Here is a 19,186-nt window from a genome sequence, read left to right on the forward strand (position 1 = left end):
TAAATCTTGGTCTGCATTTTGCAGGCCTTTTTTTCGTTCGTATTATTTTTTGCCGGAGACACCCATGCTAGGTAAAGCTCTAAAGGTAGCAACCTTTGGTTTGTGCGCTGTTTTGCCACTTGCCGCACACGCTAACAATTTCAATTACAACATGATGGAGTTCCGCATGGGTACAAGCCCAGGCACGTTTGGCGGCGAAGTCACAACATACTTTACAGAAAACACGCATTTTATTGGACGCGCAGACAGTGAGTTCAGTGGTGACTGGGACATCGCCGGTGGTATTGGCTTTAATGGTCCGGCAGGTCAGTTTGCTGATATCTATGGTCAAATGCTGGTTCACAACATTAAAAAAGACAGTGGTGATCTTGTCGGTGACGAATGGAAGACCGAAGTTAACATCGGTACTCGCGTTTGGTTTATGCAGAACATCGAATTGCACGGTCGAATTGGCCAATTAATCGATAATGACGATTCAAAAACGATTTACAACCTTGGCGCAAGGTTCCATTCGACTCAACAGTTATCTTTAGGTGCTGATTTGAAAGATAACGGTACTTACGGTCAACAACTTGTGTTGTCAGCGCGTTTCGCTTACTAACTTCTACAGGTTAACCAAGCGAACTAAAACTCGGTTAACTTATTGAAAAAATTAAAAAAGCCTCTCAGTTGAGAGGCTTTTTTTTGTTTCAGTTTCCAAACGATGAACTACTTACCGCTTGGTTTGTTTTGAACGTATTTTTTTGATACATCCACAACAGCGACATCTCGGAAAAAGCTACGTCCTAAGAGCATCGGAAACTTCATATGTCCACGCTCTGTTAGAGTAAACTCGGTTTGCTCTTTTAGGTCGCCTACCTGGATGTAAGCAACAACAACTGGACGTTTATCAACATCTTCCGAAGAAGACTGACGTATCTTTGCCCAACGCTCTACTGGAAGTTTAAATTCTTTACTTGCTTTACCGTTGATATCGATTTTGAACTGAACCCAATCTTTACCATCACGCTCGAACGGAACCACTTCGGTTGCGCTGATAGAAGACGTTGTCGCTCCTGTATCAATGCGAGCTTTAAATGTGCGGTCAATCGCTGGTACGTAAACCCATTCTTCTGCACCAAGGACCAGCATGCCATCAGGCGTTTTTTGAACCTTAGCTGGCTTTTCTGGTTTTGGCTCCGGCTTTTTCTCAGGTTTTGTTTCCGGTTTTTGTTCCGGTTTCACCTCAGGTTTTGGCTCGATTTCAGGTTTTACGTCCGGCTTCTCTACCGGTTGCTCCACAACTGGCGTTTCTGGCTCAGCAGGCTCAGTGGTTGTCGGTGTAGATGTACAAGCAATAAGACCGCCGCTCATCATTAGCGGCAGAATCAGTTTCCAGTTCTTCATTAACTCTCCCAATTAACGTTGAGATACTTTTTGGATCGCGTCAGCAACGTAAGGAATATGAGTTTCGGTCAAACCAGCGATGTTAATACGACCATCACCGACACCATAAATGCCATAATCTTCACGCAGTTGCGCCATTTGGTTTTCACTAAAGCCTAGCACAGTAAACATGCCTTTGTGGCTCTCGATGAAATCAAATTGATCTGTATTATGGTTGTTTCTCAATTCGTTACACAAAGTTTGACGAAGATTCAGCAAGCGTTGCTGCATTTCGCTCAATTCTTGTTTCCAAACTGAAGTAAGGTTGGCATCTTGAAGAATGGTTTTCACCAATGCTGCACCGTGATCTGGCGGCATAGTGTAAGTTGAACGTGCTAACGTCAGAAGCTTACCTTTTGCATTCGCCACGTCTTGCGTGTTTTTACCGATCACAATCGCAGCACCAGTACGTTCACGGTACAAACCAAAGTTCTTAGAACATGAGGTTGTGATCAGCATTTCTTCTACGTTGTCAGCCATAAAGCGGAGACCTTTTGCGTCTTCCTCTAGACCGTCACCAAAGCCTTGGTAAGCAATATCCACAAATGGGGTAAAACCGTTCTTTTGCGAAAGCTCTGTAATTGATTGCCACGCAGAAAAATCAATATCTGCACCCGTTGGGTTGTGGCAACAGCCATGCAGAAGCACGACGTCAGAAGGACCTGCTTTAGAGAGGTCTTCTAGCATTTTCGTTGTATCAACTTGTTTCGTTTCTGGCGAGAAGTAATGGTAGAACTTCACCTTAAGTCCGGCCGCTTCCATCACTGGCTTGTGGTTTACGTAGCTTGGGTTTGAAATCCAAACCGTCGTATCTGGTTGTGCAACCTTCATTAGGTCACCCAGCATACGCAACGCACCGCTTGCACCGGGCGTTTGAATCGCTGCCACACGATCTGTTGCTGACGTACCCGTCAGAAGTAGATCGATCATGCTTTGGTTGAATTCTTCACAGCCTGCAAGCCCAACGTAGGATTTGGTCTTTTGGCTTTCGACAACCACTTCTTGTGCCATTTGAATGGCTTTCATGATTGGCGTTTCACCAGCGCTGTTTTTGTACACGCCAATACCAAGGTCAACCTTGTTTGGACGCTTATCGCCGCGGTATGCGACGGAAAGAGATAAAATAGGATCTAATACGGGAGTTGGTAGATTAGAAAACATGAAAGTCATAACCCTTTGAAATTCAAGTATCGAACCTCACGGTAACACTTTCGTTAAAAATGGCGAAATGATTTTTCACACATTTCGCCAATTAGAGTACAAAATTCTGGTGCCTAGGGAATTTTATGAACTCAATCGGTCATAAAAAGAACGATTCACTCATTGAAGTTTGAATCTAGCTTACCGTTTTTCCTAAATTCGCGCGGAGTCATGTTGGACCAAGCTTTAAATCGTGTACTGAAGTTTGCGCCTGTTGGGTACCCTACTATTTCACCGATGTGCTGAATTGACCACTCTGTTGAGCGCAACAAACGCGCGGCATACTCCATTCTCATACGAGTTAAGTGTGCCATTGGGCTTCGCCCAAACTGTTGTTGGGTCAAACGATGCAAGTGGGGTTCAGAACATGGGTACAGGGCTGCAAGTTGTTCTACCGTCCATTCTTTATGGAGTTGTCTCTGAACCAAATCGAATACGCGGCGCAACTTTAACTGGTTGCGTGATATGGAATCTGAGTGCGGCATATTCAGCATGAGCTCTAACTGGGCAACACTGTGTGCGCCGACTTCACCACCGTAATCGATAGGTAGATTGATACTTCGCAATAGAGTCTGAATGCAGAAATACATCACTTCTGGTGCTGGTGTAAGTTGATACTCAATCTCTTCATTCACCATCGACCATTCTTTGTCTTGTGAGAGAAACACCCATGCGATTTGCCACGTTTCGTCTTCCATTCCAAAGCCATTTTCAATACCTGCTGGCACGATCACCAACGATCCTGGCTCCAGTTCATAACGACATGCTCCGCTCTCCAACCAGCCTTTGCCACGAACCGTGTACAACAACATGTGTTTCTTCTGATTTTTGCGATAAACGGAAAAGAACTCTCGGCAAGTGGCGATTCCACATTGAACGATGCCTCTTTCTTCAAGAGCAAGCACGCGAGTGTGGTCGATGAACTCTTGATAGGTCTTTTCTGAAATGGTGTAACGTTCTTGCTTCTCTTCCATGATTCGATGGCTCACAAATGCACTCACGGCAAACGTGTTCTATCAAACCACCGATAAACACTGGATAGTTTGACAAAACTTTTGGATGTCTTCGAAAAATACACCGCTAAATCATACGGATAAACTACTCGCATTGTTCTTAGAGGAGAAATGCGATGCTCTTAACACGTCAATACATAGACAAAGCATTTTGGAAAAAACTGATTGCGATCGGCGTTCCTGTATCGCTGCAATCCATGCTGTTTTCGTTACTTGGTGCCATCGATATTTTTATGGTGAGTCAGTTAGGTGAATCGGCAACAGCGGCGGTTGGCGTTGGTAACCGAATCTTTTTCTTTAATCTCGCCGTGGTGTTTGGATTGTGTGGTGCAGTAACGGTTTTAGCCTCTCAATATTATGGCTCTGGAAACCTTTCTGGCATACGCAGAACACTCGCCCAATCCTGGTTTATTTCGCTGGTAGTTACTTTGCCATTCATTTGGCTGTACGTGGTTTATGACAAAGAAATCGTCTCTTTTATGGCGGACGATCCTGAGTATGTTGGTTATGCGAGAGAATACTTAGTAGTGACTGGTTTGAGTCTCCTAGGTACCGCCGTAGTCGTTCCCATTGAGTCGGTATTGAGATCCGTCGGTGAGGCGAAGATGCCAACTTACGTCAGTATTGCCGCCATCGTTGTGAATGTCTTCCTCAATGCCGTTTTGATCTTTGGCTTACTCGGATTTCCACAATGGGGGGTGTTTGGGACTGCTGTCGGTACTTTTATCTCACGCTTTTTCCAAACTGGGGTGCTGGTTTACTTCTTTTGTCGTCGGTATTCACATCTGCTCCCTACTCTTTCAGATTGGCGTGAAGGCACAGTAAAGAAGTATCGAAACAAATATTTCAAAGTTTCTATGCCAATGCTGATCCACGATGCGTTGTGGACTGGCGGTTTGATTGTCTACAGCATCATTTATGGTCAGTTGGGCGTAACAGAACTGGCGATTATCTCGTTCCTATCACCAATTGAAGGCGTATTAATTTCAACCTTTATGGGATTCGCTGTTGCCGCTTCTGTACTGTTGGGGAATGACATTGGTGCCCAACAATATGACCGTGTAGAGAAAACCGCTTGGTGGTATGTATTAACGAGCGCAGTGTTGGCAACCATTTTGTTCTTTGCCGTATGGATTTGTTCACCTTTGATTTTGAATTTGTTAGAGATGAGCCCGCTCACAGACAAACAAATGGCGTTAAATGTATGTTTGGTACTCGCATTAGGCATGATACTGCGAGTGTTTAATATGGTTGGTATCGGAGGCGTATTAAAGAGCGGCGCTGATATTCGCTATAGCATCTTCATTGACACGTTTGGTCAATGGGCGATTGGTATTCCACTTACCTACTACACTGGGATGGTGTTAGGTTTACCACTGCATTGGGTGTTGATGTCCCTACTGGTCGAAGAATTAGTAAAAGGCATTCTAACGACTCACCGAATTCAGTCTAAGCGATGGATTAATAACATGGTTGATGATGACACTAGTGTGACAGCGTAACTGCATCGTTATGCTATAGTTGTTGAGTTGAGCTCAAAACAGAACGACTTCATCAATCAAAGCTTAAAAAGAACTCACACCAAAAGGGCACATTCGAAATATCCGAATGTGCCCTTTTTATGTTTGGCTTTTCTTGAGTTGGAACGCTTAAAGCTCAGTAAATCGATGGATAATTTGATTCGAGCTGCCTCGCCATTCTAGGTTGAGGTCTCGTTTATCTTGCTCGTATTTGCCATCGATTAATGTGTCGATGTATTGCGTCACTTCGCGCTGCGCATCGTCTAGCTCTTCAAGCGTGTAACCTGTCCAAACCCAAATATCTTTGCCTGGGCACTCTTCTCTTACGCGTTTTACAAGCTTAAGAATATGCGGCACGTTCGCTGGATGCAAAGGATCACCACCAGACAGAGATAAACCACGGCGTTTGATGCGCGTGTCGTTTAGGTCTGCAATGATTTTGTCTTCTGCTTCTTGCGTGAAAAACACACCAGAATCCAAGCGTTGCGTCGACTGGTTATAACAGCCACGGCACTGGTGTACACAGCCCGACACAAATAGCGTGCAGCGTGTACCTGGTCCGTTAACAACGTCAATTGGATAGTATTGGTGGTAGTTCATAATCGTGCCTTGTTTTGCTGGCTAGAAAAGAAAATCAACCCACGACAGGTTGATTTTCATTATTAGGTTTGAGCTTAAGTAAACCTTACAGGTGCTTAACTCGACGCTTCACTTCTTCTTGCTTGCCGAAGTTAAATGGACGCGCATCTGGGCTGCCTAGGTAGCCACAAACACGGCGTGTCACTGACACTTTGGTTGAATCGTGGTTGCCACAGCTTGGGCAAGTGAAGCCTTTACTTGTACAGTCAAACTCACCGTTGTAGCCACACTCGTAACACTCATCAATTGGCGTGTTTGTACCGTAGTAAGGTACGCGGGTGTAACTGTAGTCCCATACGTTTTCTAGTGCTTCAACGTTACGTTGCATGTTCGGGAACTCGCCGTAACAGATAAAGCCACCGCTTGAGATTTCTGGGTAAGGCATCTCAAAGTCGATCTTGTCGTACGGGTTCACCTTCTTCTCAACATCTAGGTGGAAGCTGTTGGTGTAGTAACCTTTGTCTGTTACGCCTTCAATTACACCGAACTCTTTCGCGTCGATGCGGCAGAAACGGCTACATAGGTTTTCACTTGGCGTTGCGTATAGGCTGAAACCGTAACCAGTATCTTCCGCCCAACCGTTTACTGTGTCTTTCAGGTGCTTGATGATTGCTACTGCTTTTTCACGTAGAACAGCGTCATCATAAACGTGCGCTTCTGTACCGAATAGCGCGTTAATTGTCTCGTGTACACCGATGTAACCAAGAGAAATAGACGCACGACCGTTCTTGAAGATATCTGCAATTGCGTCGTCTGCTTTCAGACGAACACCACACGCACCTTCCATGTAAAGGATTGGTGCAACACGTGCTTTCACGTTTTCTAGGCGAGAGATACGTGTTTCTAGTGCTTTACGTGCAAGACGTAAGCGATCGTTTAGAAGCTCGTAGAATTTCTCTTCACTGCCGTTTGCACGGATAGCGATACGAGGAAGGTTCAAGCTCACTACGCCTAGGTTGTTACGACCTTCGTGAATCAGCTCGCCGTTTTCTTCGTAAGTACCAAGAAAGCTACGACAGCCCATAGGTGTTTTGAATGAACCCGTTACTTCCACTACTTTGTCGTAGTTAAGAATGTCTGGGTACATACGCTTAGACGCACACTCAAGCGCAAGTTGCTTGATGTCGTAGTTTGGATCTTCTGATTTGTGGTTCAAGCCATCTTTGATGCCGAATACCAGTTTAGGGAATACCGCTGTTTTACGGTTCTTACCTAGACCTGCAATACGGTTCTTCAGAATAGACTTCTGGATAAGGCGTGATGCCCAGCTTGTACCAAGACCAAAACCAAACGTAACGAATGGTGTTTGACCGTTCGCCGTGTGCAGCGTGTTTACTTCGTATTCTAGAGATTGGAACGCGTCGTAACACTCTTTCTCTGTGCGCGCTTTTGCGAACTCTTCTGGCTCAGCAATGTTCCACTCTTTTGCGATCTCTAGATGTTTCTCGTAGCTTGTGATTACGTACGGTTCTAGAACTTCATCAATACGGTTGATGGTTGTGCCGCCGTAAATGTGGCTCGCTACTTGAGCAATGATCTGTGCTGTTACTGCTGTTGCAGTCGAGATTGATTTAGGAGTATCAATCTCAGCGTTACCCATTTTAAAGCCGTGCGTTAGCATGCCTTTAAGATCGATAAGCATACAGTTAAACATTGGGAAGAACGGAGCGTAATCCAAATCGTGGTAGTGAATATCACCTACTTCGTGCGCTTGAACTACATCGCGTGGAAGGATGTGCGTCTTCGCGTAGTGTTTCGCTACGATACCAGCCAACAAGTCACGTTGAGTCGGGATTACTTTACCGTCTTTGTTTGCGTTCTCGTTGATTAGGTCTAGGTTGCTTTCTTCGATCAGACCTTCGATTTCGCGAGTTAGTGCGCTTTGCTTTTCACGAGCGATGTCGCGATCGTGGCGGTATTCAATGTAAGAACGTGCTAGGGCTTTGTAAGGACCTTGCATGAGTTCATTTTCGACTAAGTCTTGAATCTCATGGATGTGAACTTCATCGTGATCCTGAAGCTGTAACTCAACTGCCAGAGCAACATTTAGTGCATAAATGGCGACATCTTTGTCTTTGTTTTCCGCTGCAGCTTCTACTGCTGCTTGTATACGATCCCTGTTGAACGGAGCTCTTGAGCCGTCACGCTTGATTACGATTGGTTTCACTTTTTCTCCTTACCCCAGCATACTCACAGAGTTATCCACAAACACACTATATGGGGTTATTTTTTATTCTGCTGACACAATATATTGTGGCGTATTTAACGAGAAGCACCAATTGAAAACATTGATTTTGATCAATAAAAAATGGGTAGCGAACAAGAACAAATCGATCTTATTGGCGTTGATCTCACTTGCGAAGAAAACTGTGAAAATTGCAAAATTGGAGCGAAATCCACTTGCTTTTTTTCGAGGTCTTATAGGATAAAGGATGGAAAGGAATGCGCTAAATTATAGGAGTGCGATAGACCAAAATGCGATCACTTTTTGTTACGGTAATATTACTTTTTAGTTCTCTTTCATTTGCTCAAAATTCCGTCAAATTAACCAGCTGGAATATTGAATGGCTATCTATAGATGGTGGAAAAGTGTCTAGAACACCACAAGATTTTGAAAAACTGACCCACTATGTGGATAAAACACAAGTCGATATTCTCGCTTTTCAAGAAGTCGAAAGTGTCGCCGCAATCCAAAAAGCCGTTGGCAATGATTTCACTATTTATCTGTCCGATCGTTCAAACGCCTCCAACCGACACCTTCAGTTCAATGACACCAATCAATACACCGGTTTTGCGGTACGTAATGGTATGAGCGTGTTGGACAAACCAGACTTTTCTATCACACGAGGCAACAGCAAGCTCCGCTTCGCCAGCTACCTTGTCTTGAATCCAAACCAAGACAACGAGACTCACCTACTCTCTGTGCATCTAAAAGCGGGATGCAGTGGTGCGTATCGCAATAATCGCGATTGTAAGATCGTGAAACAACAAGGACAGGCACTAGCCAAATGGATAAAAGCGCGCGAGGACAACAAACAACAATATGTGGTACTTGGCGACTTTAACCACAATTTGGGTTATCGAGGAGATTGGTTATGGGACGTGCTATCGGACAGTACCAATGCAAAGCTAGTGACCAAAAATACCAAAGCGGAATGTAAAGTGCGTTCTAATCGTAATCCGAATAAAACCCACCAATTCCGCTCTGTGATCGATCACATCATAGTGAGTGGTGATTTAAAGGCGTCGTCAGGTGTTCAAACCGTTTTTAAAACACAAGATGTGCTCGACTATAAGCTGAGTGACCATTGCCCAGTTTCTACTACGCTCTCATTTTAACGTTGAAAAACTCTTTTTAGCATTGAAATTCGCTCTTTATCGACTAACCATTGTTTTAGCGGTGAATGACCCAACCAACATTGCCGCAATAAATAGCAGAACTTGTGTGTTGCCAGTAAAAAGGCTGGCAACCGCAGGTCCAGGACACACACCGAGTAAGCCCCACCCAATACCAAACAGTGCTGCACCGCCAACTAACTTTTTGTCTATCGCTTTAGAAGTTGGACAGACAATCTCATCACCAAACACAGATTCGCTTCTTGGCTTTATTAATAAAAGATAAGCAGGAACGAACACCGCAAGTGCTCCGCCCATAACGAAGGCTAAGCTTGGGTCCCACGCGCCGGTAATATCGAGGAAGCCGATCACTTTTGCCGGATCAGCCATACCGGAAATCACCATACCAATACCGAAGAGCGCACCAGAAAATGCAACGATAGAAATTTGCTTAATACTTTTCATTACCTGAGTTTTCATAACGACACTATTCCTTACGAGACTAGTAAGACGGTTAACATGGCGGTTGCCATAAAAGTACACGTTGCGACTACAGAACGGATAGAGAAACGCCCCATCCCACAAATGCCATGACCACTTGTGCAACCATTACCGATACGTGTACCGACGCCAACCAGTAAACCAGCAACGACAACCAAACCAAGAGAGCCGCTGTACTCAGTTGGTACATACCCGCCAAGAGCATAAACAGCAAACACACCGCCCAATGCCATCGCAATTAAGAAGACAATTCGCCAAACTCGGTCCGCATTCTCAACGGCACCATTTAAGATCCCGCTGATTCCAGCGGTCTTGCCATTGAAAAGCATCAATACTACCGCTGATGCGCCAACCATGACGCCGCCCAAAAGCGACATCCAAGGAACTTCAAACATAACAGCCACCCGTATAAAGTTTTGAATTACTGCTTACAGAAAACTTGGTTAAACGCCTCGATCAGCGGACCAACTCTTTCATCAGAAATCGAATAGAACACCTGCTGAGAAACCTTTCGAGCTTTGATGATGTCGTGTTTTCTCAATACGGTGAGGTGTTGTGAAAAGGCTGATTGGCTTAATGTTGAGCCTTCAAACAGTTCACCGACCCCTTTTTCGCCTTCAATAAGCTTGCACATCACGATTAAGCGCTCTGGATGAGCCATTATTTTAAGTAGCTCACTCGCTTCGGTCGCACTTTGTAGCATACTGTCGCCCATTCTTATGCCTCTTCATCAATACGTTAAGTTTTATTAGATATTACTAATTAATATTATTAAGTCAATGCTAATGTAGCTAAATTAACATTAGACATGACTAATTTATTTAAGTAAGGTGTAGGCGTTTTCGATCATTCAGTAGGAGAAATCCATGAGCAAAATCGTGATTATTGGTGGTGTTGCTGGCGGTGCATCTGCAGCAGCTCGCGCTCGTCGTCTTAGTGAAGACGCAGAAATCATTATGTTTGAACGCGGTCCATTTGTGTCATTTGCAAACTGTGGCTTGCCGTACCACATTGGTGGCGATATCCAAGAACGCAGCAAACTGCTTCTTCAAACGCCTGAGAGCTTTTTAGCGCGTTTCAATGTTGATGTTCGTGTAATGAACGAAGTGGTTTCAATTAACCGCCAAGATAAAACGGTTACGGTTAAGAACCTACTTGATGGTTCAGAATACCAAGAGAGCTACGACTTCCTTCTACTGAGCCCTGGTGCAGGTCCAGTTGTGCCGCCTATTCCGGGTATTGATAACCCATTGACGCACTCGCTGCGTAATATTCCAGATATGGATCGCATCATTAAGACGATCGAAACCAACAAAGTGGAACACGCTACGGTCGTTGGTGGTGGTTTCATCGGTTTGGAAATGATGGAAGCCTTCCACCAGCTTGGCGTAAAAACCACATTGGTTGAAATGGCGGATCAAGTGATGACGCCCGTTGACCGAGAAATGGCCGGTTTTGCTCATGCAGAAATCCGAGAGAAAGGCATCGACCTGCGTTTAGGCGTTGCTCTATCTTCTGTTGAATTTGTGGCGAACCAATCTGTCGCTAACATAGAAGCGGGTGAAGATGACACACACCAACACCTTCAAGGAAAACTGACGCTGTCTCTAAACAATGGTGACCAGCTTGATACCGATATCCTGATCATGGCAATTGGTGTACGCCCTGAAACAAAACTCGCGCAAGAAGCCGGTCTTCAAATTGGTGCACTAGGCGGTATTTACACCAACGAATGCATGCAGACCAGCGATCCTTCTATCTATGCCGTTGGTGATGCGGTTGAAGAGAAAGACTTTGTCACTGGCGAACAAACCCTTGTTCCGTTGGCAGGTCCGGCAAACCGTCAAGGTCGTATGGCTGCAGACAACATGCTTGGTCGCCAAGAAACTTACCAAGGTACGCAAGGCACGGCGATCTGCAAGATCTTTGATTTAGCCGTCGCTTCTACTGGTAAAAACGAGAAACAGCTAAAACGTGACAACATCACTTATGAAAAAGTGTATGTCCACACAGCCAGCCACGCGAGTTACTACCCTGGCGCAGAAACTGTGTCGTTCAAAATGTTGTTTGATCCAGCAACCGGCAAAATTTTAGGTGCACAAGCAGTAGGTAAAGACGGCGTTGACAAACGTATTGACGTAATGGCAGTTGCTCAGCGTGCTGGTATGACAGTAGAACAACTACAACACCTTGAACTCACTTACGCGCCACCGTATGGTTCAGCGAAAGATGTGATTAACCAAGCGGCTTTCGTTGCGAATAACATCATTAAAGGTGACGCAACAGCGATTCATTTTGATGAAATCGACAACCTCTCAGAGGACCAAGTTCTGCTCGATGTTCGTAATCCGGGAGAATTGGAATCTGTCGGCTTCATTGATGGCGCAATCAATATTCCTGTCGACCAACTTCGCCAACGTATGAATGAACTGCCGAAAGACAAAGAGATCGTGATTTACTGTCAGGTCGGCTTGCGCGGTAACGTCGCTTATCGTCAACTGGTCAATTCAGGATTTAAAGCACGTAACCTACTTGGTGGTTACCGTACCTATAAGTTCGCAAGAGCTTAATCTCTGAATTTTAAATATCTAAGGTTTAGGACTGAAAATAAAAAAGGGGCACATTATGTGCCCCGTTCTACATTTCAGATTCGACCAAATGAATTATCTTGGTCGCTTTTTCGAAGTGATCGAGTTGATGAATTTGAATCCACCAAGTCGCCGCTTCCATCAATAACTCAGGATTGTCATTCTTATTAGCGAAAAAGGCATAAAAGGACACGCCAACATTGTCGCCTTTCTGCTCTATTTTCTTCTTACACACCTGAATGATTTTGTCTCTTAACGCGATGTTCATTGCCTTTCCCTTTCTCTTTGCGACAGCAAAATTAGCCCAAAAAATAGAATAACTGTATTTATATACAGTTATTCTTAGTAAGGCAAATAAACATAATCATCTAGATGAATATTCTCGCACGAAGACCTAATACCCAAGTGCTGCTTTTGTTCGAAAATGCTGGGTCTTTGATGTATTGAATATCCGGTGTGATTTGGATGTAGTCGTTCAACTGCATGTTGTAGTATAGCTCGGCAGTGAACTGTTCAGAGTCATCCACACCATAAGCGTGCTCTAGGTTATCGTTAACATGGCTCCAGTTAACCGCGAAGCCTAGGTTGTTGGTTGGTTTACCTAAACCAAAGTAACCAATCCCCACCGTTAGGGAACGATCATAAAGTGCCACATCGCCTTCCGAGAAGCCACCACGAACAAATGGCATTAATTGCTCTGTAGCAAAGTAGCTTGCTGAAAAGTTAATACCCTGCCCGCTGTCCTTATTCGTCAGGTTATGTTGCGTGTCGCCATCCAAATGCCAAGCGGTTAAATGAACGTTGTCGGTATAGATTTGGTCTTGTGACGCCGTCCAACCCAGTTCGAACGTCGTAAGCAGTTTATGATCGTTGAATAAGGTATCAAAGCCATCAAATGGTTCATCTGAACGCCCTTTACCATCTGCCACACCTGCAACCATATAGAAGTTATCAGTCAGCATGTGGCCGACAGCTAAGCCGAGAATTCCATCATCCGGTAGACCAATCGAGCCTCCACCAGTACTGAATGCAAGGTTACTGAATCCGGTCCACGGACTGGCTAAAGCGTATGTATCAACATAGTCAGTGGTATCTAAGAAACCCACCATGAACGAGGTTTTGCCACCATTGAGCTTTTGTTTCCAATATAGGTTAGTTAGACGAGCACCTTGATCACTGTATGCTGGACCAATCATGCCCGCGTAACCTAAACCGTTACCGATAAAGCTAAATTCTTTCGGTGACAGATCGCTATAAGCATGGCGGTGTTCGACTTTCCAAACCAATCCGCCCGTATTGCCAGATTCAAGTCCAACAAGATTCCAACTACCATAAAAACGAGCAACACCAGCACTTGCGGTATCTTCACCGCCAGTTTGCGGGTCTGACGCCGTTAAGCCAAGCGCTTGGTAATCCAAACCAAACGTTAAGTTATGATCTTCCGCTAGTGACTCTCGCCAAGTGCGTTTTTCACGAGCATTTTCAGCAATGGTATTATCAACCGTATCAGGGCTACCAAAGTTCGCCGCGTTAATCGATGACGCCATTACAAGTGAAAGAGCGATAAAACTAAGCTTTGGAACAGTTACTTTCATGTCTGGTTTCTCATTAAATTGATTTCTAGAAAAAGAGTTTAATGATTCAGCGTTTTGAAAATTGCCATTAAGTGACAGCTCACTGCTTTTTGTATTTTCGGTGGTGTACTCTTATCGATAAGGTCGAATTGAAACCTCGTCCATCTGGTAGATGGTTTCTACGTTCGAAGCTCCGTCGGAGTATGAAACATCCGCCTTAGTCTTTTTCACATGCAGATCCCCTTTCACCCAAATTGGCTCGTAAAGAGAAGTCAGTTTCAAACCTTTCGGATAATCGACCAAAACAATCTGGTTTGCAGGTGGCGGTGGCGTATGGATGCAAGCGCCCATAGTTGGAACAAGGAAAAATTTTGTGACAACGTCATTGTTAAATTCTACTGGCGTTACAAAGCCAGGAATTTCATAAGTATCTTCAGTAAGTGTTGTGTTTGGCATTGATGCCAACATACGACGATGCTGAGTAATCTCTTCGCGCTTTTTGAACAACCATTCAATGTCTAAGTCGTCAGCTTTTAAGCTGTCTTCTAATTCTTTCATGGTTTGTTTCTGTTGCTCATTAAGATTTTGAGCATCACGGTATCTTGCAAGAGAACCAAGTTCAAAAAGTTGTTGGTCTGTGAGTTTTACAAATGGGTCTTCAATCTGAGGGACATCCACTGGCAACAATTGCTCCCAGCTTAATTGATCGGCGGATACATTTGATGAAGCCAGCAAAACTAAGCCAGCCAATAGGTACTTCTTCATACGTTCCCTTGAATAGTTCTTTGTCTTTTAGAGAAAAATTTGGGGACAATAGCGCCCCCAAATAGTCGAAAGAGTTTACTACAAGGTATTCTTGTGGATCTTGCCGTCTTTCATAATTACTTTGAATTTATCTTGGTAATCGTTAAGAATTGTGATGTCCTGCAGAGGATTCCCATCCACCAGCACTACATCAGCGTAAGCGCCCGGCTCTACAACGCCGAGTTTTCCGTATTTATATGGATTCATGCCGCCCGACCAGCTTAGTACTTCTGCGGCATTCGATGTGCCCATCTTCATGATCTCATATGGTGTAAATCCGACTTTCTCCATCCAAACCATGTTGTCTGCTTGGCGCGTATTGTATGCAGGACCAAACATATCGCCACCAGTAACAATCAACAGGTCATATTTACGTGCCCATTCGAACATTTGCTTCGCGCCTTCGTTTACTTTGGTCGCTTTGGCTTTTTGGTCCGGACTGAAGAAGGTGATCTTTTCAGGTTCAGCAAAGGCTTCAAGAGACATCACCGCTTGTGCAGAAAGTGCCACACCCTTTTCTTTCATTCGCTTAATGGTTTCTTCGGAAATTAAAAAGTTATGCTCAATCACTTTTACGCCAGCATCAATGGCACGGTTAACCGAACGATCGTGATAAGCATGCGCCATAACGTAGGTACCGTAATCTTCTGCTACGCCAACAATCGCTTCCATCTCTTGTTTAGAGAATTGCGTCATGTGAATTGGATCGAACTCGCTCGCAACACCACCGCCAGCCATGATTTTAATCTGCGTCGCGCCCGAACGTAGGTTCTGACGTGCAGCACGACGAGCTTCTGTTTCGCCATCGACGATATAGCCAAAGCCGTGGCGTTCAAGATCGTCAACGCGTCCTGGAACATCGTTAAAGCTACCGGTATCCGCGTGACCACCAGTTTGACTCAAGAAGCCCCCCGCTGGGAACAATCGCGGTCCCTCAAGCAAACCATTGTTGATGGCTTTTGCGATACCAAGAATATTACAGCCTGCATCACGAGCCGTCGTAAAGCCTTGGTCGAGATACTGCATCATGGAAACATGAGCACGAGCTCCCATCGCCATTTGATCATAACCATCTCTACCAACCAACATGCCTTCTTGAATACACATGTGGGAATGCATGTCGATTAAGCCAGGAATCATGGTTAAGCCTTCGCCATTAATTGTCGTTGTTTGCTTATCAGCTTTAATTGGTTTCGGTGAGATTTCCTTAATCATGTTATCCACGACTAAGACATTCTGGTTTTGAAGTAGCTTTTCATCGGTGCCATTGAAAACATCAACGTTAGTAAACAGTGTCGATGCTGCATTCGCGTTTAAAGCAAATGCACAAGATAGCGCAACAAAAGAAAGGTTCTTCTTAGAAATTGTCATTATTACACCTACGTTTTTTGGATAGTTGGGGTCCATTTCCTATAACTTCCCTGTCAGAACAGCGGTGTTATGAGGGCATCTATTTCAGTGATCACCAAAAACGACTGATCAGGCAAAAAACATATGAAACAGACGGCTTACGTTAAAAACATAGAAGTCATCATGACGACTTTCAAGGCGGCTTAATTGCCTTTACACGACAACATGCGGATATTGTGAAAGAAATGCGAGTTGAGACAAAAACCTCCGATTATTCAGAGGTTTTATGTGTAACTCATTATGACAAGGATTGACGGTACGCTTTAGGTGTCATGTTCATCATTCGCTTAAATGCACGCGTGAAATGAGCAGAATCGGAGTAGCCTGTTTTGAGCGCAATGTGCGTAATACTGAGGTCTCGGTCCGCTAAAAGCTCTAGCGTTTGTTTAAGCACCAAGCCTTCTATCACTTCTCTATACGTCGTATCCTCATTTGCTAGCCTCCTTTGTATGGTGCGAGCATTCATGTCAATCAGTTCGCCAGCAAACTGGATAGAGATCTTACCCATCGAGAGATAAGGCGTGAGTGCCCTTGCTAATGCGTCACTGAACTTATCATCCTCTCCCCGAATACTTTTACTTGGCGCCGTTTGAGATGGCGTGAAAGCAATCGGCTGGTTAATCCATTCATTAGGGATTGAGATCGCAGTAACCGGTCTACCTGTAAAGAACTGCGCGCTTTTCATTCCTGGTAATAGATTGAATGGTTCGGCTTCTACATCTTGAATCCCGACTTCTGCCAATCGCCATTGGGAGCCAACAAGCTTTTTGAGCAACTCATTCATGAACATCGCGGAGAACATTTCTGCGTAGCGGAACCATTCTCTTTCTGCGTTCTGTTTTTCTCTGACCAGCCACCATTTCCCGCCGCGCGACTGAACAGAAAGACTCACGTTATCGGAGATTTGTTTAAGCAGTTGGGATACATCTTCTAGCGCTGCTTTTAGCGAGTGAGTTTGAGTAATTTGGTTTGCAAATCTAGGCACATAGATGTCGTGACAAAGTGTCCAAGTAAGCAAAGCAAACTTCTCTGGTGATGCTCTTTCACCTAAGGTTTGAAATACCGACTTTAATGCACTTTCTGGCACAAACGCATTAGAGGATTGGCTGGATAAGATATCCTGTGGCATACGTGCGGTTTCAAGTAAGGAATGAATATCACCATCAAGCTCATTGAGCATCGTGGCAAACAGCTTTACTTCTTCCGAGTGGACCAAAGGAATATCTGTATTGGGCATACAAGCTATCATCTTAAAATACCAAGGATTATTTTAGTTTAAGCACAAACTTCCGGGCTGTCATTAGTCACAATCCAAGTGCAATTTGATAATGAGAGACGACTCACTCTGAACAGAAGAGCCAACGCACATTGGCATTCAACATAGACCATTGCCTGTTCAAGAACTTGCCAATTCACGCCACAGATACGTTCTATTCACTTTTAAAGCACTATTTAAAGCGCTATTTATACTTCTATGAATGTGATGATTTTCACGCTTTCTTAATCAGCAATCGTTTTCTAGGAATTTTTCCTAGTCGATCTAAGCCCTCCTCTCATGTAGTTAAAAAGAGGACTCTCTACAATCGCCAGCAGTTAAAAGAAAGCGAGCACGCAAGTGCATCACACTAATACAAGAGAGTTCACGATGTTAAAATTCCTTGAACAAGTCCGGAAGCCTACCCTAGACCTTCCAGTCGAAGCGCGTAGAAAAATGTGGTTCAAACCATTTATCCAATCTTACCTAGTGGTATTTATTGGCTATTTGACGATGTACCTGATCCGTAAAAACTTCAACGTCGCACAAAACGACATGATTTCTACTTACGGTTTGTCGATGACAGATCTAGGTTTGATTGGTCTCGGTTTCTCGATTACTTATGGTATCGGTAAGACCGTGGTTTCTTACTATGCCGATGGTAAAAACACCAAGCAGTTCCTTCCTTTCATGCTTATCCTTTCTGGTCTGGCAATGCTTGGTTTCAGTTTCAGCATGGGCGGTGGCAGCGCAAGCTTGTTCTTGATGGTGGCGTTCTACGCACTAAGTGGTTTCTTCCAAAGTACTGGTGGTCCTTCTAGTTACTCGACCATTACTAAGTGGACACCGCGTAACAAGCGTGGTTCTTACCTAGGTCTTTGGAACATGTCTCACAACGTAGGTGGTGCGGGTGCTGCTGGTGTGGCTCTGTTTGGTGCAAACTACTTGTTCGACGGTCACGTAATCGGCATGTTCGTGTTCCCTTCTATCATTGCGATCATCGTTGGTTTCATCGGTATGCGCTATGGTAACGACTCTCCTGAAGCCTACGGTCTAGGTAAAGTAGAAGAGCTATTTGATGAAGCAGTCAGCGAAGAAGACGAAGCGGCTGAAGGCAATCAAATGACTAAGAAAGAGATCTTTGTTGAATACGTTCTGAAAAACAAAGTGATCTGGCTATTGTGCTTCGCAAACATCTTCCTTTACATCGTGCGCATCGGTATCGACCAATGGTCAACGGTTTACGCATACCAAGAACTTGGTCTATCAAAAGAAGCAGCAATCTCTGGCTTCACCCTATTCGAAGTGGGTGCGTTAGTCGGCACATTGATGTGGGGTTACTTATCTGACCTTGCGAATGGTCGCCGTGCGCTAGTGGCTTGTGTTTCTTTGGGTTTGATCATCGTATCACTTGAGTTCTACCAACACGCAACCAGTGAGTTCATGTACCTAGCGTCGCTATTTGTTCTTGGCTTCCTAGTATTTGGTCCTCAACTGCTTATCGGTGTTGCGGCGGTTGGCTTTGTTCCTAAGAAAGCAATCAGTGTGGCAGACGGCGTAAAAGGCACATTCGCTTACCTAATTGGTGACAGCTTCGCGAAATTGGGTCTAGGTATGATTGCAGACGGTACACCAATCTTTGGTCTAACGGGTTGGAAAGGCACGTTCGCTGCCCTAGATACCTCAGCAATGATTTGTATTGTTTTGCTTGCTTTCGTAGCTATCGCAGAAGAGAAAAAGATTCGTCAAAACAAGAAGAAGCTTGAACTCGCAGAAAACCAAGCTTAATCAAACAGCGCGCTTTGCTAGTCAAAGCGCGCTAGATCATTAAATAAACTTGGTCAATTTAGTATCATAGAAGGTTTTTATTGAGCTCTCTATATCAAAGGTGCCAAAGGATTGTCTCCTATCTAGCGCCGAT

Annotated in this window: 18 protein-coding genes; 5 read left to right on the forward strand and 13 right to left on the reverse strand. The window is 44.5% G+C overall.

The window, feature by feature from the left end:
* Positions 1–64 precede the first annotated feature (64 nt).
* Positions 65–601: a hypothetical protein gene (locus J4N44_RS21905; RefSeq protein WP_005446887.1), complete on the forward strand. Its 537-nt coding sequence runs from the start codon at positions 65–67 to the stop codon at positions 599–601.
* Positions 602–708: 107 nt separating this feature from the next.
* On the opposite strand, the gene J4N44_RS21910 is transcribed toward J4N44_RS21905, so the two are convergent.
* From J4N44_RS21910 to J4N44_RS21920, 3 genes are all read right to left on the reverse strand, one after another.
* On the reverse strand, positions 709–1,386 hold the full coding sequence (locus tag J4N44_RS21910) for a putative ATP-dependent zinc protease (protein ID WP_005446888.1): 678 nt from the start codon (positions 1,384–1,386) through the stop codon (positions 709–711).
* Positions 1,387–1,398: 12 nt separating this feature from the next.
* Positions 1,399–2,586, reverse strand: a complete 1,188-nt coding sequence (locus J4N44_RS21915) for an amino acid aminotransferase (protein ID WP_252045127.1) — start codon at positions 2,584–2,586, stop codon at positions 1,399–1,401.
* A 155-nt stretch (positions 2,587–2,741) separates the two neighbouring features.
* Complete coding sequence (locus J4N44_RS21920) at positions 2,742–3,599, reverse strand: AraC family transcriptional regulator (protein WP_029789325.1); 858 nt, start codon at positions 3,597–3,599, stop codon at positions 2,742–2,744.
* A 155-nt stretch (positions 3,600–3,754) separates the two neighbouring features.
* On the opposite strand from J4N44_RS21920, the gene J4N44_RS21925 reads away from it, so the two are divergent.
* On the forward strand, positions 3,755–5,140 hold the full coding sequence (locus J4N44_RS21925; RefSeq protein WP_252045128.1) for an MATE family efflux transporter: 1,386 nt from the start codon (positions 3,755–3,757) through the stop codon (positions 5,138–5,140).
* Positions 5,141–5,287: 147 nt separating this feature from the next.
* On the opposite strand, the gene nrdG is transcribed toward J4N44_RS21925, so the two are convergent.
* Both nrdG and nrdD read right to left on the reverse strand, forming a co-directional pair.
* On the reverse strand, positions 5,288–5,758 hold the full coding sequence (nrdG, locus tag J4N44_RS21930) for an anaerobic ribonucleoside-triphosphate reductase-activating protein (protein ID WP_005435220.1): 471 nt from the start codon (positions 5,756–5,758) through the stop codon (positions 5,288–5,290).
* Positions 5,759–5,843: 85 nt separating this feature from the next.
* Positions 5,844–7,964: an anaerobic ribonucleoside-triphosphate reductase gene (gene nrdD / locus J4N44_RS21935; protein ID WP_017189067.1), complete on the reverse strand. Its 2,121-nt coding sequence runs from the start codon at positions 7,962–7,964 to the stop codon at positions 5,844–5,846.
* 308 nt (positions 7,965–8,272) lie between these two features.
* On the opposite strand from nrdD, the gene J4N44_RS21940 reads away from it, so the two are divergent.
* On the forward strand, positions 8,273–9,136 hold the full coding sequence (locus J4N44_RS21940) for an endonuclease/exonuclease/phosphatase family protein (protein WP_005446894.1): 864 nt from the start codon (positions 8,273–8,275) through the stop codon (positions 9,134–9,136).
* Between the two features lie 36 nt (positions 9,137–9,172).
* Here J4N44_RS21940 and J4N44_RS21945 read toward each other — a convergent pair whose 3' ends face one another.
* Genes J4N44_RS21945 through J4N44_RS21955 form a run of 3 tightly spaced genes read right to left on the reverse strand, consistent with a single transcriptional unit; the run spans position 9,173 to position 10,349 of the window.
* Positions 9,173–9,613, reverse strand: coding sequence for a YeeE/YedE family protein (locus tag J4N44_RS21945; RefSeq protein ID WP_045487474.1), 441 nt, complete (start codon positions 9,611–9,613; stop codon positions 9,173–9,175).
* A 14-nt stretch (positions 9,614–9,627) separates the two neighbouring features.
* Positions 9,628–10,029: a YeeE/YedE family protein gene (locus J4N44_RS21950; RefSeq protein ID WP_005446896.1), complete on the reverse strand. Its 402-nt coding sequence runs from the start codon at positions 10,027–10,029 to the stop codon at positions 9,628–9,630.
* Between the two features lie 26 nt (positions 10,030–10,055).
* A complete protein-coding gene (locus J4N44_RS21955) occupies positions 10,056–10,349 on the reverse strand; it encodes an ArsR/SmtB family transcription factor (protein WP_009700376.1) in 294 nt (97 codons plus the stop codon).
* Between the two features lie 151 nt (positions 10,350–10,500).
* On the opposite strand from J4N44_RS21955, the gene J4N44_RS21960 reads away from it, so the two are divergent.
* The gene (locus J4N44_RS21960; protein WP_252045130.1) at positions 10,501–12,204 is read left to right on the forward strand and encodes an FAD-dependent oxidoreductase; all 1,704 of its coding nucleotides are present in this window, start codon (positions 10,501–10,503) and stop codon (positions 12,202–12,204) included.
* 67 nt (positions 12,205–12,271) lie between these two features.
* Here the strand turns inward: J4N44_RS21960 and J4N44_RS21965 are convergent, their stop codons facing one another.
* From J4N44_RS21965 to J4N44_RS21985, 5 genes are all read right to left on the reverse strand, one after another.
* Positions 12,272–12,490, reverse strand: a complete 219-nt coding sequence (locus tag J4N44_RS21965) for a DUF6500 family protein (RefSeq protein WP_029789318.1) — start codon at positions 12,488–12,490, stop codon at positions 12,272–12,274.
* A gap of 100 nt (positions 12,491–12,590) precedes the next feature.
* On the reverse strand, positions 12,591–13,817 hold the full coding sequence (locus J4N44_RS21970) for a carbohydrate porin (RefSeq protein WP_252045131.1): 1,227 nt from the start codon (positions 13,815–13,817) through the stop codon (positions 12,591–12,593).
* A 111-nt stretch (positions 13,818–13,928) separates the two neighbouring features.
* Positions 13,929–14,561 (reverse strand): DUF3299 domain-containing protein, encoded by a 633-nt coding sequence (locus J4N44_RS21975; RefSeq protein WP_005446901.1) that lies wholly within the window; start codon positions 14,559–14,561, stop codon positions 13,929–13,931.
* A gap of 78 nt (positions 14,562–14,639) precedes the next feature.
* A complete protein-coding gene (locus J4N44_RS21980) occupies positions 14,640–15,971 on the reverse strand; it encodes a metal-dependent hydrolase family protein (RefSeq protein WP_005427103.1) in 1,332 nt (443 codons plus the stop codon).
* 277 nt (positions 15,972–16,248) lie between these two features.
* Complete coding sequence (locus J4N44_RS21985; RefSeq protein WP_252045132.1) at positions 16,249–17,247, reverse strand: helix-turn-helix transcriptional regulator; 999 nt, start codon at positions 17,245–17,247, stop codon at positions 16,249–16,251.
* A gap of 408 nt (positions 17,248–17,655) precedes the next feature.
* Between J4N44_RS21985 and uhpT the strand changes: the two genes are divergently transcribed.
* Positions 17,656–19,053, forward strand: coding sequence for a hexose-6-phosphate:phosphate antiporter UhpT (gene uhpT / locus J4N44_RS21990; RefSeq protein WP_005446907.1), 1,398 nt, complete (start codon positions 17,656–17,658; stop codon positions 19,051–19,053).
* Positions 19,054–19,186 lie beyond the last annotated feature (133 nt).

The sequence above is a fragment of the Vibrio sp. SCSIO 43155 genome, from assembly GCF_023716605.1.
Lineage (GTDB): Bacteria > Pseudomonadota > Gammaproteobacteria > Enterobacterales > Vibrionaceae > Vibrio > Vibrio harveyi.